Consider the following 15,083-nt stretch of genomic DNA (forward strand, 5'->3'; position numbering starts at 1 on the left):
CCGATGACCTCGACGCCTCCCACGACACCGCCGTCGGCCGACGACGCCGTCGCGGCGGCCCGGCCGCGCACGATCGCGCCGGTCGCGCTCGCCGACGTCGCGGCTCTGGTGGGAGCCCCCGCGCCCACCGCCGACCGGACCCTCACCGGCGTCACCCTCAGCTCGCGCCGGGTGCTCCCCGGTGACCTGTACGTCGCGCTGCCGGGCGCCCGCGCGCACGGCGCCGACTTCGCCGCCGACGCCGTCGCCGCGGGAGCCGTGGCCGTGCTCACCGACGCCGACGGGGCGGCGCGGGTGCGCTCCGCCGTACCCCTGGACTCCGCGACCCCCGAGGTGCCGGTGCTCGTCGTGGACGCGCCGCGCTCCGTGCTGGGCCGCGTCGCCGCGCACGTGTACGGCGAGCCCGCCGCCCGCATGGCGACCGTGGCCGTGACCGGCACGCAGGGCAAGACGACGACCACCCGGCTCGCGGAGGCGGCGCTGACCGCCGCCGGGGTGCCGGCCGCCGTCGTCGGCACCGTCGGCACGCGGGTGCGGGGCACCGACGTCGCGACGGCGCTCACGACCCCGGAGGCGCCCGACCTGCACGGCCTGTTCGCCCGGATGGTCGAGGCGGACGTCGAGGTGTGCGCGATGGAGGTCTCCAGCCACGCCCTCGTGCTCGGCCGGGTGGACGGCGTCGTCTTCGACGTCGCCGTGTTCACCAACCTCGGGCGCGACCACCTCGACTTCCACGCGGACGTGGAGGAGTACTTCGCGGCCAAGGCGTCTCTCTTCACCCCGGAGCGCGCCCGGCGCGCGCTCGTCAACGTCGACGACGAGCACGGCCGGCGCCTCGTCGACCTCGCCCGCGCGGCGGGCCTGGAGGTGCGCACGTTCTCGGTGCGGGCCCCGGGCCCGGGGAGCGACGGGGTCGACTGGTGGGTCGAGGACGTCGTCGCCCTCGCCGAGGGCTCGCGGTTCACCGTGCGGGGACCCGGGGGCGTGCGCGTCGAGACCGCCGTGGCCCTGCCGGGCGGCTTCAACGTCGCCAACGCGCTCGCCGCGCTGGCCGCGCTCGTCGAGGCCGGGCAGGACCCGGAGCGGGTGGCCGCCGGCCTCGCCGCCTCCGGCGGGGTCCCGGGCCGCCTCGAGCGGGTCGACGCCGGCCAGCCGTTCACCCTCGTCGTCGACTACGCCCACAAGCCCGACGCGATCGAGGCCGCGCTCGGCACGCTGCGCTCGCTGACCACCGGCCGGCTCGTCCTCGTGCTGGGGGCGGGCGGTGACCGCGACACGGGCAAGCGCCCCGTGATGGGCCGGCTCGGGGCGGAGCTGGCCGACGTGCTCGTCGTGACCGACGACAACCCCCGCACCGAGGACCCCGCGGCGATCCGCGCCGCGGTCCTGGCCGGGGCGCTCGCGGCGGCGTCCGGGGCCGGGGCGAGCGCCGAGGTGCTCGAGGTCGGCGACCGGCGCGCGGCCATCCGCGCCGCCGTACGCCTCGCGGCGCCGGGCGACATCGTCGTCGTCGCCGGCAAGGGCCACGAGACCGGCCAGGAGGTGGACGGCACCGTGCACCCCTTCGACGACCGGGTCGTCGCCGCCCAGGAGGTGGCGGCGCTGCTGGCCGGGGGACCGGCCGACGACGCCCCGCAGGAGCCGCAGCGATGATCCCCCTCACCCTCGCCGAGGTCGCCGCCGCCACGGGTGGCCGCGTGGACCCGCCGGAGGCGGCCGACGTCGTCGTCACCGGGGCCGCCTCGCTCGACAGCCGCGCCGTACCGGCGGGTGGCTTGTTCGTGGCGCTGCCCGGCGAGCGGGTCGACGGTCACGACTACGCCGCCGCCGCCGTCGCGGGCGGTGCGGCCGCGGTCCTCGCGGAGCGGGCCGTCGGGGTGCCCGCCGTCGTCGTGGCGGACGGCGCCGTCGCGCTCGGCCGCCTGGCGCGGGCCGTGCTGGAGCGCCTGCCCGACGCGCAGGTCCTCGCCGTCACCGGCAGCCAGGGCAAGACCGGCGTGAAGGACTACCTCGCGCAGGTGCTGGCCTCGGTCGGCCCCACCGTCGCCACGGCCGGGAACCTCAACAACGAGCTCGGCGTCCCGCTCACCGTGCTGCGCGCCGAGCCCGGCACGCGCTTCCTCGTCGTCGAGATGGGCGCCCGGGGGATCGGCCACATCGCCTACCTCTGCACCCTCGCGCCGCCGCGGGTGGCGGGCGTGCTCAACGTCGGTCAGGCCCACGTCGGCGAGTTCGGCTCGGTCGACAACATCGCCGTCGCGAAGGGCGAGATCGTCGAGGCGCTCCCGCCCGACGGTCGCGCGGTGCTCAACGCCGACGACCACCGCACCGCGGCCATGGTGAGCCGGACGCAGGCCCCGGTGCTGACGTTCGGCGAGGCCGGCGACGTGGCGTGGCGCGACCTGCGGCTCGACCCGCTCGGCCGTCCCCGCGTCGAGCTGGGGTACGCCGGCACGTGGGCCCCCCTCTCGCTCGCCGCCTCCGGTGCGCACCAGGTCGCCAACGCGGCGGCCGCCGTCGCGTTCGCCGTGGCCGCGGGCGTGCCGTTCGCGGACGCCGTGGCCGCGCTGGACGGCGCGGGCAGCCGCTCGCGCTGGCGCATGGAGGTGACCGAGCGCGCGGACGGCCTCGTCGTCGTCAACGACGCCTACAACGCCAACCCGGCCTCGATGGCCGCCGCGGTCCGCACGCTGGTGGCCATCGCCGCCGAGCGCCCGGGCGGACGCAGCGTCGCGGTGCTGGGGGAGATGCGCGAGCTGGGCGACGGGTCCGAGGCGGAGCACCGGGCGCTGGGCGCGCTGGCCGCCGCCAGCGGCGTCGACGTCGTGCTCGCGGTCGGGGACGACGACGGCCCGGCCGGCTGGATCGTCGCCGGTGCGGTACCGGGCGCCGGCACCACCGGCCGGGACCCCGGCGGTCCTGAGTCGTTCGTCACGTCGACGCGCGACGAGGCGCTGCGGTGGCTGGGCGAGAATGTCTCGGCCCGCGACGTGGTGCTCGTCAAGGCGTCGCGCGGTGCGGCGCTCGAGGTGGTGGCCGACGGCCTGCTGGCCGGGCCGGTGACGGGAGAGGAAGGACCGACGACGTGAGAGCGATCCTGCTCGGGGGTGGGCTGGCCCTCATCCTGTCGCTGCTCGGCACACGGGTGGCGATCACCGTGCTGTCGGCGAAGGGCTACGGCCAGGAGATCCGCGACGACGGACCGACGTCGCACCACACGAAGCGCGGCACCCCCACGATGGGCGGCATCGTCATCATCCTGGCGGCCGTGCTCGGCTACCTGGTGGCGAAGCTGGTCACGTGGACCCCGCCGTCCGCGTCGGCGTGGCTGCTGCTCTTCCTCTTCGTGGGCCTCGGCATGGTGGGCTTCCTCGACGACTTCATCAAGATCTACAAGCAGCGCAGCCTGGGCCTGCGGAGCAAGGCGAAGATGATCGGCCAGACCGTCATCGCGCTCACGTTCGGCGCCCTCGCGCTGTCGCCGTGGCTGGAGTCCGGGGCGAACGGACGTACCCCCGCCTCGACCAACATCTCGTTCCTGCGCGACATCGCGTGGCTGGCCCTGCCGTGGATCGTCGCGGTGCTCTTCATCTGGCTGATCATCGCGGGCACCAGCAACGGCATGAACCTCACCGACGGCCTCGACGGGCTCGCGGCCGGCTCGGCCACCATGGTGTTCGGCGCCTACACGCTCGTGAACATCTGGCAGTTCAACCAGCTGTGCGGCGCGGGCGCCGAGAGCGGTTACTGCTACGAGGTGCGCGACCCGCTCGACCTGGCGATCGTCGCGGCCGCCATCACCGGGGCCTGCTTCGGGTTCCTGTGGTGGAACGCGTCGCCGGCCCGCATCTTCATGGGCGACACCGGCTCGCTGGCCCTCGGCGGCGCGCTCGCCGGTCTGGCGATCCTGACCCGCACCGAGCTGCTGCTCGTCATCCTGGGCGGCCTGTTCCTGCTCGAGACCCTGTCGGTGATGCTCCAGGTCGGCTTCTTCAAGGCGACCAAGGGCAAGCGCCTGTTCCGCATGGCGCCGCTGCACCACCACTTCGAGATGCTCGGCTGGGAGCAGGTCACCGTCGTGATCCGGTTCTGGATCATCACCGGCATCTTCGTGGCCGCGGGCATGGGCATCTTCTACGCGGAGTGGGTGGCCAACCTGTGACCCGGCGCGACCCCGCGTCCCTGGGTCGGGCCGACTCCTGGGACGGCGTGCGGGCCGTCGTGGCCGGGTTCGGCGTCTCCGGCTTCGCCGCCGCCGACTCCCTCAACCACCTGGGCGCGCAGGTCGTGGCGCTCGACGAGTCCACGGCCGGCGACCGTCCCGACAAGGCGGAGCTCCTCGAGGTGCTCGGCGCCACCGTCCACCTCGGCGAGGGCGCCACGGCGACCCTGCCCGACGACGTGGACGTGCTCGTCACCTCGCCCGGCTGGCGCCCCGACGCCCCGCTGCTGGCGCAGGCGGCCGCGCGCGGCGTACCCGTGTGGGGGGAGGTCGAGCTGGCGTGGCGCCTGCGCGACCTCAAGCGCCCCGCGCCGTGGGTCGCGGTCACCGGCACCAACGGCAAGACCACCACGGTGCAGATGCTCGACGCGATCCTGCGGGCGGCGGGCCTGCGCAGCGCCGCGGTCGGCAACGTCGGCCGCCCGGTCGTCGAGGCGGTGATGGACCCCGACGGGTACGACGTGCTCGCCGTCGAGCTCTCCAGCTTCCAGCTGCACTACACGCACTCGATGAGCGCCGAGTCGGCCGCCGTGCTCAACCTGGCGGAGGACCACCTCGACTGGTACCCCGACATGTCGGCGTACGCCGCGGACAAGGCCCGGATCTACGAGCAGGTCCAGCGGGCGTGCGTCTACAACGTCGCCGACCCCGCCACCGAGCAGATGGTGCGCGACGCCGACGTCGTCGAGGGGGCGCGGGCCGTCGGGTTCACCCTCGGCACCCCGTCCGTCGGCATGGTCGGGCTGGTCGAGGACATCCTGGCCGACCGCGCGTTCGTGACGGAGCGCGACACCAGCGCCGCCGAGCTCTGCACGATCGCCGACCTGGCCTCGCCCGCGCCGCACTTCGTCGCCAACGCGCTCGCCGCGGCCGCCCTGGCCCGCGCGCACGGGGTCTCCCAGCAGGCGGTGCGCGACGGCCTCCGCTCGTTCCGGCCCGACGGCCACCGCATCGCGGAGGTCGGCGAGGTCGCGGGCGTGCGCTACGTCGACGACTCGAAGGCCACGAACCCGCACGCCGCGCAGTCCTCGCTGCAGGCCTACGACCCGGTCGTTTGGGTGGCCGGCGGGCTCGCCAAGGGCGCCCGGTTCGACGACCTGGTGCAGGCGGTGCGGACCCGGCTGCGGGGGGCGGTCGTCTACGGCCGCGACCGCGACGTGATCGCCGACGCGCTCGCGCGACACGCGCCCGAGGTCCCGCTCATCGTGCTCGGCGACCAGGAGACTTCCACCGACGCCCCCATGGAGGCCGTCGTCGGGGCCGCCGCCCGGATCGCCGAGCCCGGCGACACCGTGCTGCTGGCCCCGGGCTGCGCCTCCATGGACATGTTCGCCAACTACGGCGCGCGGGGTGACGCGTTCGCGGCCGCCGTGCGGCGGCGCGGGCCGGCAGGACAGGCGGGACAGGCAGGACAAGGACGACAGGACGGCTGAGGCCGGCTGCTGACGGGAGGGAGAGCCGCGGTGACCACCACGCAGGAGCCTCCCGTCCGCCGGGGCCGCACGGGGGCGACCGCCGTCCCGGCGGAGCCCGCCGCCCGCGGCCGCCTCGCCTGGACCGAGCCGCTGCGCCGCTCCCTCGAGCGCCCGCTGACGTCGTACTACCTGCTGCTCGGCGCCTCGGCGCTGCTGCTCACCATCGGCCTCGTCATGGTGCTGAGCGCCTCGAGCGTCTACTCCTACCGCCTCACCGGCGACTCCTACGGCGTCGTGCGCCGCCAGCTCATGTGGGCGGCGATCGGCCTGGTGGTCGCGCTGGTGGTCGCGCGCCTGCCGATGCGGCTGGTACGGCGGGCGACCTGGCTGGCGCTGCCCGTCGTGCTCGTGCTGCTCGCGCTGACCCAGACGGGCCTGGGCGTGGAGGTGAACGGCAACACGAACTGGCTGGCGCTGGGGCCGGTGCAGATCCAGCCGTCCGAGCTGGCCAAGCTCACGATCGTGCTGTGGGCCGCGGACGTCTACGCCAACAAGGAGCGGGTGCTCGACCGCGTGCGCCACATGCTCGTGCCCGTCGTCCCGGTCGTCGGGCTGATCATCGTGCTGGTGCTGCTGCAGCGGGACCTCGGCACGGCGCTCGTGCTGCTCGCGATCCTGCTGGCCATGCTGTGGGTCGTGGGAGCGCCGCTGCGGTTCTTCGCCCTCGCCCTCTCCGTGGTCGCCGTGGGGGTCGTCGTCCTGGCCACCACGAGCGCGGAGCGCGTCAAGCGCATCACGAACTTCCTCGACCCCTTCGCCGACTTCCACGACGCCGGCTGGCAGCCCGCGCACGGGCTCTTCGCCCTCTCGTCCGGCGGACTCCTGGGCCAGGGGATCGGGGCCAGCCAGCAGAAGTGGGGCGACCTGCCCGAGGCCCACACCGACTTCATCTTCGCCGTGCTGGGCGAGGAGCTGGGCCTCGTGGGCACCTTGCTGGTGCTCGGCCTCTTCCTCACCATCGCGTTCGCCGCGATCCGGGTCGCGAGCACGACCGCCGACCCGTTCGTGCGCTACGCGGGCTTCGGCATCGTGGTGTGGCTGCTGGGCCAGGCGATGATCAACCTCGGCATGGTGCTCACGCTGCTGCCGGTCATCGGCATCCCGCTCCCGCTCGTCTCCTACGGTGGGTCCGCGCTGGTGCCGTCCCTCGTCGCCCTGGGCCTGCTCATCACGTTCGCCCGCCGCGAGCCGGGGGCGGCCGCGGCCCTCGAGGCGCGGCGCCGCGCCCGCTGAACGACCGATCTGCCGACCGGTCCGCCGAGACCCGGTGGATCCCCGAGAGCCCAGGAGGGCCCTGAGAATGCGTGTGCTCCTCGCCGGCGGCGGGACCGCCGGCCACACCTCCCCGCTGCTCGCCACCGCGGACGCGCTGCTGCGCCGCGACCCGGCGACGCAGGTGCTGTGCGTGGGCACCGCCCGGGGCCTGGAGACGCGGGTCGTGCCGGCCGCCGGCCACGAGCTCGCCCTCATCCCGCCGGTGCCGCTGCCGCGGCGTCCCGGCGCGGACCTCGCCCGGGTGCCGGGGCGCCTGCGGGCCGCGGTGCGGGAGGCGGGCGCGGTCATCGACCGCTTCGCGCCCGACGTGGTGGTCGGCTACGGCGGCTACGTCTCGATGCCCGTCTACCTCGCCGCCCGGCGCCGTCGGCTGCCGCTCGTCGTGCACGAGCAGAACGCGTTGCCCGGCATCGCCAACAAGGTCGGGGCCCGTGTCGCCGACCGGGTCGCCGTCAGCTTCCCCGACACCCCGCTGCCGCGGGCGACGTACGTCGGGCTGCCTATCCGCCGCATGGTGTCCACGCTCGACCGGGCGGCGCTGCGGGCCGAGGCGCGCGCGACCTTCGGCCTGCACCCGGACCTGCCGGTGCTGCTGGTGACGGGCGGCTCGCAGGGCGCGCGCCGGCTCAACCAGTCGGTCGCCGCGTCGGCGGGCGCCCTGGGCGCCGCCGGCGTGCAGGTGCTGCACGTCGTCGGGCCGAAGGGCGAGGCCGAGCCGGCCCGGGTCGAGGGGGTGCCCTACGTGGTCGAGCACTTCGTCGAGCGGATGGACCTGGCCTACGCGAGCGCCGACCTCGTGCTGTGCCGCGCGGGCGCCTCGAGCGTCACCGAGGCGGCGGCCGTCGGCCTGCCGGCCGTCTTCGTCCCGCTGCCGATCGGCAACGGCGAGCAGGAGCTCAACGCCCGGCCCGTCGTGGACGCGGGCGGGGCCCTCCTCGTCGCCGACGGCGCGCTGACGCCGGAGTGGATCAGCGCCACCGTCCCGGGCCTCGCCAACGACGCCGAGCGGCTGGCGCGCATGGGCGCCGTGGCCGCGGGCCTCATCCCGCGCGACGCCGACGACCGCCTCGCCGACCTGGTCGCCGAGGTCGTGGCCGCGCCCCGCCGTACCCGGGGAGGGCGGCGATGAGGGTCCCCGTCCCCGACGAGATCCTGCCGGTCGAGGAGCTGGGCGCCGTCCACTTCGTCGGCATCGGCGGCGCCGGGCTCTCGGCCATCGCGCGCATCATGCTGGCGCGCGGCGTGCGGGTCTCCGGCAGCGACGGCGCCCCGTCGCCCGTGCTCGACGCGCTCGCCGCCGCGGGTGCCCGGGTGCACGTGGGCCACGCCGCGGAGCAGGTCGGCGACGCCGACACGCTCGTCGTCTCCACCGCCGTCCGCGAGGACAACCCGGAGGTCGTCGCCGCCTACGAGCGCGGCCTGCGCGTGCTGCCGCGCTCCGCCGGCCTCGCCGCCGTCATGGCCGACCGTCGGGTGCTCGCGGTCGCCGGCACGCACGGCAAGACGACGACCACGTCGCTGCTCACCACCGCGCTCGTCGCGGCGGGCGCGGACCCGTCGTACGCCGTGGGGGGCGAGCTCGCGCAGACCGGCACGAACGCCCACGACGGCAGCAGCGACCTCTTCGTGGCCGAGGCCGACGAGAGCGACGGCGCCTTCCTCGTCTACACCCCCCACGTCGCGGTGGTGACGAACGTCGAGGCCGACCACCTCGACGTGTGGGGGAGCGAGGCGGCCTACCGTGCCGCCTTCGACGAGTTCCTCGGCCGCATCGAGCCCGGCGGCCTGCTCGTGGCCTGCGTCGACGACCCGGGCGCGGCGGCGCTGCTGGCCACGGCCCGTGAGCGCGGCATCCGCGCCGTCGGCGTGGGGGAGTCCGCCGACGCCGACCTCCGGGTGGAGGACGTGCGCTTCGCCGGCACGCGCTCGACGTTCACGCTGGTCCCGGCCGACGGGGGGAGCCACGCGGTGCGGGGCCCGGTCGGTCCCGTGGAGCTGCGCATCCCCGGACGCCACTACGTGCTCGACGCCGCGCTGGCGCTGACCACGGGCCTGCTGCTCGGTCACGACGCCGACGCGCTGGCGGGGGGGCTCGCCTCCTTCACCGGCACGCGCCGCCGGATGGAGGCCAAGGGCGAGGTGGCCGGCGTGCGCGTCTACGACAGCTACGCCCACCACCCGGTCGAGATCGCCGGCGACCTCCAGGCCGCCCGGTCGGTCGCGGGGGAGGGCCGGGTCGTGGTGGCCTTCCAGCCGCACCTGGTCTCGCGCACCCGCATCTTCGGCACGGCCATGGGCGAGGCGCTGGGCGCGGCCGACGAGGTCGTCGTCACCGACGTCTACCTGGCGCGGGAGGAGGCGGACCCGGACGTGACCGGTGGGCTCGTGGCGGGCGCGGTGCCGCTGCCCGCCGGAGCGGTGGCCCTCGTGCCCGCGCTCGAGGACGTCGCGGCCGAGCTGGTGCGCCGGGCGCGACCCGGCGACGTCGTGCTCACCCTCGGCGCCGGCAGCATCACGACCGTTGGTCCCCACGTGCTCGACCTGCTGCGGGCGGGCGCGACCCCGGGCTCGGCGTGAGCGACACCCGCCTGCTGTTCGAGCGCCGCCGCTGGCGCCGCCGGTGGTCGGTGTGGCGGTGGGTGGCGGTGGTCGGCAGCGTGCTGGCCGCCGCCGCGGCGCTCGTGTGGCTCGTGTTCTTCTCCTCGGTGCTGGCCGTGGCCGCGGTCGAGGTCGACGGCACCCGCGTGCTGACGGCGGACGAGGTGCGGGCCGCCGCGGACGTGCCCGAGGGACGCCCGTTGGCGCGCGTCGACCTCGACGCCATCAGCCGGCGCGTGGACGCGCTGGCGGCCGTGTCCCAGGTCGAGGTCACCCGCGCGTGGCCGGACGGGGTGCACATCGCGGTGACCGAGCGCGAGGTCGTCGCGGTCGTCGAGCGCGGCGCCAGCCTGCGCGGCGTGGACGCCGACGGCGTCGCGTTCCGCACGTACGACGAGGTGCCGCCCGACGTGCCCGTGGTCCAGCTCGACGCCGCCGCGGGGGACGAGGCCGTGCGCGAGGTGGCCCGCGTCGTCGGGGCCATGCCCGCGCAGACGGCGGCGCAGGTCGCGACCATCACGGCTGCGACCGTCGACGAGATCACGCTCGAGCTGCGCGACGGCGCCGTGGTCGTGTGGGGGAGCGCGGAGGAGTCCGCGGCCAAGGGCGAGGTGCTCGACGTGCTGCTGGCCCAGGGGCTCGACGTCGAGGAGTACGACGTCAGCGTGCCCAGCCGCCCGACCACCCGCTGAGGCGGGCGCGCCGCACGACACGCGCGACACGCGCGGCGTGCCTCCCGGATCCGGACGAGTGCCGACCCTACTGTCGTCAGCACGACGAGGTTGACATAACTATAACCCTCTACCTGAGGGTGACAGTTGAGACCTCGAGCAGGAACCGTCCACCAACCGAACGTGAGAGGCGAGGCCGCCGTGGCAGCAGCGCAGAACTACCTGGCCGTGATCAAGGTCGTCGGCATCGGCGGCGGCGGCGTCAACGCCGTCAACCGGATGATCGAGGTCGGGCTCAAGGGCGTCGAGTTCATCGCCATCAACACCGACGCGCAGGCGCTCCTCATGAGCGACGCGGACGTGAAGCTCGACATCGGCCGCGAGCTGACGCGTGGCCTGGGTGCCGGCGCGAACCCCGACGTGGGGGCCCGGGCCGCGGAGGACCACTCGGACGAGATCGAGGAGGTCATCAAGGGCGCCGACATGGTGTTCGTGACCGCCGGCGAGGGCGGCGGCACGGGCACGGGCGGCGCGCCCGTCGTGGCCCGCATCGCCCGCTCGCTCGGTGCGCTGACCATCGGTGTCGTCACCCGTCCCTTCATGTTCGAGGGCCGCCGTCGCGCGGGCTCGGCGGAGGAGGGCATCGCGGCGCTCCGCGAGGAGGTCGACACCCTCATCGTGATCCCCAACGACCGGCTGCTGTCGATCAGCGACCGCAACGTGTCGGTGCTCGACGCGTTCAAGCAGGCCGACCAGGTGCTGCTCCAGGGCGTCTCGGGCATCACGGACCTCATCACCACCCCGGGCCTCATCAACCTCGACTTCGCGGACGTGAAGTCCGTGATGGCCAACGCCGGCTCCGCGCTCATGGGCATCGGTTCCGCCCGGGGCGACGACCGCTCGGTCGCCGCCGCCGAGATGGCCGTCTCGTCCCCGCTGCTCGAGGCCTCCATCGACGGCGCCCACGGTGTGCTGCTCTCGATCTCCGGCGGCTCCGACCTCGGTCTGTTCGAGATCAACGAGGCCGCGGCGCTCGTGGCCGACGCGGTCCACCCCGAGGCCAACATCATCTTCGGTGCGACCATCGACGACGCGCTCGGCGACGAGGTCCGCGTGACCGTCATCGCCGCCGGGTTCGACGGCGGCGTGCCGAAGAAGCGCGAGGAGGGCGCGGCGCTCGGCCGTGGCCGCGACCAGGCCGCTCCGGCGCAGCAGGCCGCGGCGCAGCAGGCGGCCCCCGTCCAGCGGGCGCCGCACCAGCAGCCCGCCCAGCAGCCGCACCAGCAGCCCGCCCAGCAGCCCGCCCAGCCGCGGCAGCCGGCGTACGCCCAGGAGCCCCAGCGCGACCAGCGTCCGCTCCCGCCCCAGCCGAACGAGCGTCCGTCGGTGCCGGTCGGTGCCCCCCGCCCGGCCCAGCCGGCGCCCCAGGTCGACTTCGACGACGACCTGGACGTGCCCGACTTCCTGAAGTGAGCGGAGCGTCCGCAGCCGGTGTTCGTCTTCCGTGAGCGCGTCGGGCGGGTCGAGGTGGCCTTCACCTCGGCCCGCCACGACGCGCGCCCGCTCAACCTCGCGCTGCCGGGCACCCCGCCCGCGGCGGCGGTGAGCGACGTGCGGGCCGACCTCGAGGCGGTGCGCACCGAGCTCGGCGCCCGCTCCGTCCGGGGCATGCGGCAGGTCCACGGCGCGACCGTGGCGGTCGCTGCCGGGGCGCTCGACGCGGCCGGCGAGCCTCCCGAGGCCGACGGCATCGTGACCACGGAGCCGGGCGTCGCCCTGCTCGTGCGGGTCGCCGACTGCGTCCCGGTGCTGCTGGCCGATCCGGCCGGCGGTGCCGTCGCCGCGGCGCACGCCGGGCGCGAGGGCGTGCGCGCCGGGGTCGTGACCGCGACGGTGGCCGCCCTGCGGGCCGCCGGGGCGGACGAGGTCCGGGCCTGGGTGGGTCCGCACGTGTGCGGGCGGTGCTACGAGGTCCCCGCCGCGCTGCGCGACGAGGTCGCCCGGGCGGTCCCGGCCGCGGCGGCGACGACGTCGTGGGGCACGCCGGCGCTCGACCTCGGGGCAGCGGTACGGGCGCAGCTCACCGCCGCGGGCGTCGACGAGGTCACCGAGCTCGGCGCGTGCACGATGGAGGACGCCGAGCTGTGGTCCCACCGGCGCGACGGTGCGGCGGCGGGCCGCCTCGCCGGCCTCGTGCAGGTGGTCGCGTGAGTGCGGAGGGCCGGGAGGCCGAGCTCGCCGCCGCTCTGGCGGCGGTGCGCGCGCGGGTCGTCGCGGCCACCCGCGCGGCCGGCCGCGACGACGAGGTGGAGCTCGTCGTCGTCACCAAGTTCTTCCCCGCCTCCGACGTGCGGCTGCTCGCCGGGCTCGGGGTGGGCGCCGTCGGCGAGAACCGCCACCAGGAGGCGGCGGCGAAGGCGGCCGAGACCGCGGACCTGGGGCTGCGCTGGCACTTCATCGGCGGCCTGCAGAGCAACAAGGCGGCGGCGGTGGCGGCGTACGCCGACGTCGTCGAGTCCCTCGACCGTCCCAAGCTGCTCGCCCCGCTCGCGCGCGGGCGGGCCGAGCGGGACGTCGCCGGTCCCCTCGACTGCCTCGTGCAGGTGAGCCTCGACCCGCCCGGCGCCGAGCACCGCGCGGGCTGCCCGCCGGAGCAGGTGGCGGAGCTGTGCGACGCCGTCGCCGGCACCGACGGGCTGCGCCTGGCGGGTCTCATGGCGGTGGCGCCGCTGGGCGAGGACCCGGCGGCGGCGTTCGCCCGGCTCGCCGACCAGGCGGCCCGCGTCCGGGCCGAGCACCCCGGCGCGACGGTGCTCTCGGCCGGCATGAGCGGCGACCTCGAGGAGGCCGTCGCGGCGGGGGCGACACACGTGCGTGTCGGTAGCGCGGTCCTCGGAGCGAGGCCCCGTGTCCAGTAGTGTCCGATCCAACCGAGCGCGCCCCCGTGGTGTGCCACAACTCCTGAGGAAGTCAGCATGAGCGGCGCGATGCGCAAGATCGGCGAGTACCTCGGTCTGCTCGAGGACCCGGGGTACGACGAGTACGACGAGGCCGAGGGCCACACCGGCGAGCGGGACGTCCGGGACGAGCGCGACCACCGGGACCAGCGGGACCACCGTGACCACTCCGACGAGCGCGAGGAGCGCCCCGTGCGTCGGCGTCCGGTGGAGGCCGCCCCGGCCCCCGTCGCCGACCTCGCCGAGCGCCGTCGCGCCCAGGTGGCGGCCGCGCCCGTCAGCCAGGTCGCCGAGCTGTCGCGGATCATCACGCTGCACCCGCGCACCTACAACGAGGCCCGCACCGTGGGGGAGAACTTCCGCGACGGCATCCCGGTGATCATGAACCTCTCGGAGATGGACGACAGCGACGCGAAGCGGCTCGTGGACTTCGCCGCCGGCCTGGTCTTCGCCACGCGTGGCACCATCGAGCGCGTGACGAACAAGGTCTTCCTGCTCTCGCCCCCGAACGTGACGGTCGCCGCCGAGGACAAGGCGCGCATCGTCAGCGGCGGCTTCTTCAACCAGAGCTGACGCGGGGCGTTGACCGCGAACGTCATCGGGCAGGTCGTCGAGCTCGTCCTGTTCGTCTTCATCAGCATGCTGTGGATCCGCTTCGTGGTCGACTGGGTGCAGGTCTTCGCCCGGTCGTGGGAGCCCAAGGGCGTCGTGCTCGTGGTCCTCGAGGTCGTCTACTCCGTGACGGACCCCCCGATCAAGGCGCTGCGCAAGGTCATCCCGCCGCTGCGCCTGGGCGGGGTGGCGCTCGACCTCAGCTTCCTGATCGTCCTGGTCGCCAGCATGCTGCTGCTCCAGGTGAACCGTGCGACGCTGCTGAGCGCCTGACCCTCCCCGGCGGTCGAGTGACCCGTGGGGGAGTTGAGGCGCTAGTGTTGCGCCGAGACGTGTATTGCAAGCCGACGAGATGAATGGGTGTGGTCATGCCACTGACGCCTGAGGACGTGAGCAACAAGCGCTTCACTCCTGTCCGGCTCCGCGAGGGCTACGACATGGGTGAGGTCGACCAGTTCCTCGACGAGGTCGAGGCCGAGCTGGCCCGTCTCACCAAGGAGAACGAGGACCTGCGCGCCAAGCTCAGCGCCGCGCAGTCGGGTGCTCCCGCTCCCGCGCCGGTGTTCGAGAAGGCGCCCGAGCCGACGCCGGCCCCCGCGCCGGTCCCGGCCCCCACGCCGGCCCCCGCCCCGGCGCCCGCGCCCGTGGTGGCGGCTGCCGCCCCCTCCGCCGGCGTCGAGACGATCCGCGTCGAGACGGTCCCGCAGGCCTCCAACGCCGCGGCCCGCCTCCTCGAGATCGCGACGCGCAACGCCGACGAGCTGGTCGACGAGGCCAAGGACGAGGCCGACCGCATCATCGGTGAGGCCCGCACCAAGGCCGAGCGCCTCGAGGGCGAGGCCAAGACGAAGGCCGACCGCATGGAGGCCGACGCCCGCACCCGCTCGCAGATGCTCGACACCGAGACCGCCGAGCGTCGCCAGCAGATGTTCGGCGACCTGGAGCGCGAGCGCGACAAGCTCAACGGCGAGGTGGAGCGCCTGCGCTCCTTCGAGCGGGAGTACCGCTCGCGCCTGAAGACCTACTTCTCGCAGCAGCTCGAGGCCCTCGGGGGCGGCGGCGACGCCGCGCCCGTGAGCGACAGCTCGGCCGCCCCGAAGCGGCTGCGCTCGATCCTCGGCGACGACGAGGCCTGAGCGCTCACCACCTCGACGGCACGCGCGGCCGGCCACCCCTCCCGGGGTGGCCGGCCGTTCGGCGTCCCGGGACGGTTGAGCGGTGCGGGGCAGGCGGCTAGGGTCCTCGCACGCCGACGGCACGTCGCCTCGGACAC

The 15,083-nt window shown here is 75.3% G+C and carries 14 protein-coding genes; all 14 read left to right on the top strand.

From position 1 onward, the window contains the following. The first annotated feature begins 3 nt into the window (after window positions 1-3). Window positions 4-1,653, top strand: coding sequence for a UDP-N-acetylmuramoyl-L-alanyl-D-glutamate--2,6-diaminopimelate ligase (locus INN71_RS05800; protein WP_301799833.1), 1,650 nt, complete (start codon window positions 4-6; stop codon window positions 1,651-1,653). Next, entirely contained in the window at window positions 1,650-3,089 is a 1,440-nt protein-coding gene (gene murF / locus INN71_RS05805; protein WP_277499930.1) for a UDP-N-acetylmuramoyl-tripeptide--D-alanyl-D-alanine ligase, read from the top strand. The genes INN71_RS05800 and murF overlap by 4 nt, the downstream gene beginning before the upstream one ends. Next, a complete protein-coding gene (gene mraY / locus INN71_RS05810; RefSeq protein WP_277499931.1) occupies window positions 3,086-4,162 on the top strand; it encodes a phospho-N-acetylmuramoyl-pentapeptide-transferase in 1,077 nt (358 codons plus the stop codon). Before murF ends, mraY begins: the two co-directional genes overlap by 4 nt. Beyond that, window positions 4,159-5,655 (top strand): UDP-N-acetylmuramoyl-L-alanine--D-glutamate ligase, encoded by a 1,497-nt coding sequence (gene murD / locus INN71_RS05815; RefSeq protein ID WP_277499932.1) that lies wholly within the window; start codon window positions 4,159-4,161, stop codon window positions 5,653-5,655. The genes mraY and murD overlap by 4 nt, the downstream gene beginning before the upstream one ends. A 30-nt stretch (window positions 5,656-5,685) precedes the next feature. Beyond that, the gene (gene ftsW, locus INN71_RS05820; protein ID WP_277499933.1) at window positions 5,686-6,930 is read left to right on the top strand and encodes a putative lipid II flippase FtsW; all 1,245 of its coding nucleotides are present in this window, start codon (window positions 5,686-5,688) and stop codon (window positions 6,928-6,930) included. Between the two features lie 67 nt (window positions 6,931-6,997). Next, window positions 6,998-8,101, top strand: a complete 1,104-nt coding sequence (gene murG, locus INN71_RS05825; protein WP_301799834.1) for an undecaprenyldiphospho-muramoylpentapeptide beta-N-acetylglucosaminyltransferase — start codon at window positions 6,998-7,000, stop codon at window positions 8,099-8,101. After that, on the top strand, window positions 8,098-9,549 hold the full coding sequence (gene murC / locus INN71_RS05830) for a UDP-N-acetylmuramate--L-alanine ligase (protein ID WP_301799835.1): 1,452 nt from the start codon (window positions 8,098-8,100) through the stop codon (window positions 9,547-9,549). The genes murG and murC overlap by 4 nt, the downstream gene beginning before the upstream one ends. Continuing rightward, entirely contained in the window at window positions 9,546-10,262 is a 717-nt protein-coding gene (locus INN71_RS05835; RefSeq protein ID WP_277499936.1) for a cell division protein FtsQ/DivIB, read from the top strand. Before murC ends, INN71_RS05835 begins: the two co-directional genes overlap by 4 nt. Before the next feature lie 180 nt (window positions 10,263-10,442). Next, window positions 10,443-11,714 carry a cell division protein FtsZ gene (gene ftsZ, locus INN71_RS05840; RefSeq protein WP_277499937.1) on the top strand — a complete coding sequence of 424 codons (1,272 nt, stop codon included), beginning with the start codon at window positions 10,443-10,445 and terminating at the stop codon, window positions 11,712-11,714. 18 nt (window positions 11,715-11,732) lie between these two features. Beyond that, a complete protein-coding gene (locus INN71_RS05845) occupies window positions 11,733-12,452 on the top strand; it encodes a polyphenol oxidase family protein (protein WP_277499938.1) in 720 nt (239 codons plus the stop codon). Continuing rightward, complete coding sequence (locus INN71_RS05850; RefSeq protein WP_277499939.1) at window positions 12,449-13,159, top strand: YggS family pyridoxal phosphate-dependent enzyme; 711 nt, start codon at window positions 12,449-12,451, stop codon at window positions 13,157-13,159. Before INN71_RS05845 ends, INN71_RS05850 begins: the two co-directional genes overlap by 4 nt. A gap of 57 nt (window positions 13,160-13,216) precedes the next feature. Beyond that, window positions 13,217-13,771 (top strand): cell division protein SepF, encoded by a 555-nt coding sequence (locus INN71_RS05855; RefSeq protein WP_277499940.1) that lies wholly within the window; start codon window positions 13,217-13,219, stop codon window positions 13,769-13,771. 9 nt (window positions 13,772-13,780) lie between these two features. Next, complete coding sequence (locus tag INN71_RS05860) at window positions 13,781-14,083, top strand: YggT family protein (protein ID WP_277499942.1); 303 nt, start codon at window positions 13,781-13,783, stop codon at window positions 14,081-14,083. A gap of 95 nt (window positions 14,084-14,178) precedes the next feature. After that, the gene (locus tag INN71_RS05865) at window positions 14,179-14,946 is read left to right on the top strand and encodes a DivIVA domain-containing protein (RefSeq protein WP_277499943.1); all 768 of its coding nucleotides are present in this window, start codon (window positions 14,179-14,181) and stop codon (window positions 14,944-14,946) included. The last annotated feature ends 137 nt before the right edge of the window (window positions 14,947-15,083 follow it).

The organism is Nocardioides sp. ChNu-153 (genome assembly GCF_030466625.1).
In the GTDB taxonomy this organism is placed as follows: Bacteria; Actinomycetota; Actinomycetes; order Propionibacteriales; family Nocardioidaceae; genus Nocardioides.

Bases quoted from the DNA above. Each gene is read 5' to 3' on its own strand.
- INN71_RS05855 (WP_277499940.1), top strand. From the start codon at position 13,217: ATGAGCGGCGCGATGCGCAAGATCGGCGAGTACCTCGGTCTGCTCGAG.
- murC (WP_301799835.1), top strand. From the start codon at position 8,098: ATGAGGGTCCCCGTCCCCGACGAGATCCTGCCGGTCGAGGAGCTGGGC.
- INN71_RS05865 (WP_277499943.1), top strand. From the start codon at position 14,179: ATGCCACTGACGCCTGAGGACGTGAGCAACAAGCGCTTCACTCCTGTC.
- INN71_RS05800 (WP_301799833.1), top strand. From the start codon at position 4: ATGACCTCGACGCCTCCCACGACACCGCCGTCGGCCGACGACGCCGTC.
- murG (WP_301799834.1), top strand. From the start codon at position 6,998: ATGCGTGTGCTCCTCGCCGGCGGCGGGACCGCCGGCCACACCTCCCCG.
- murF (WP_277499930.1), top strand. From the start codon at position 1,650: ATGATCCCCCTCACCCTCGCCGAGGTCGCCGCCGCCACGGGTGGCCGC.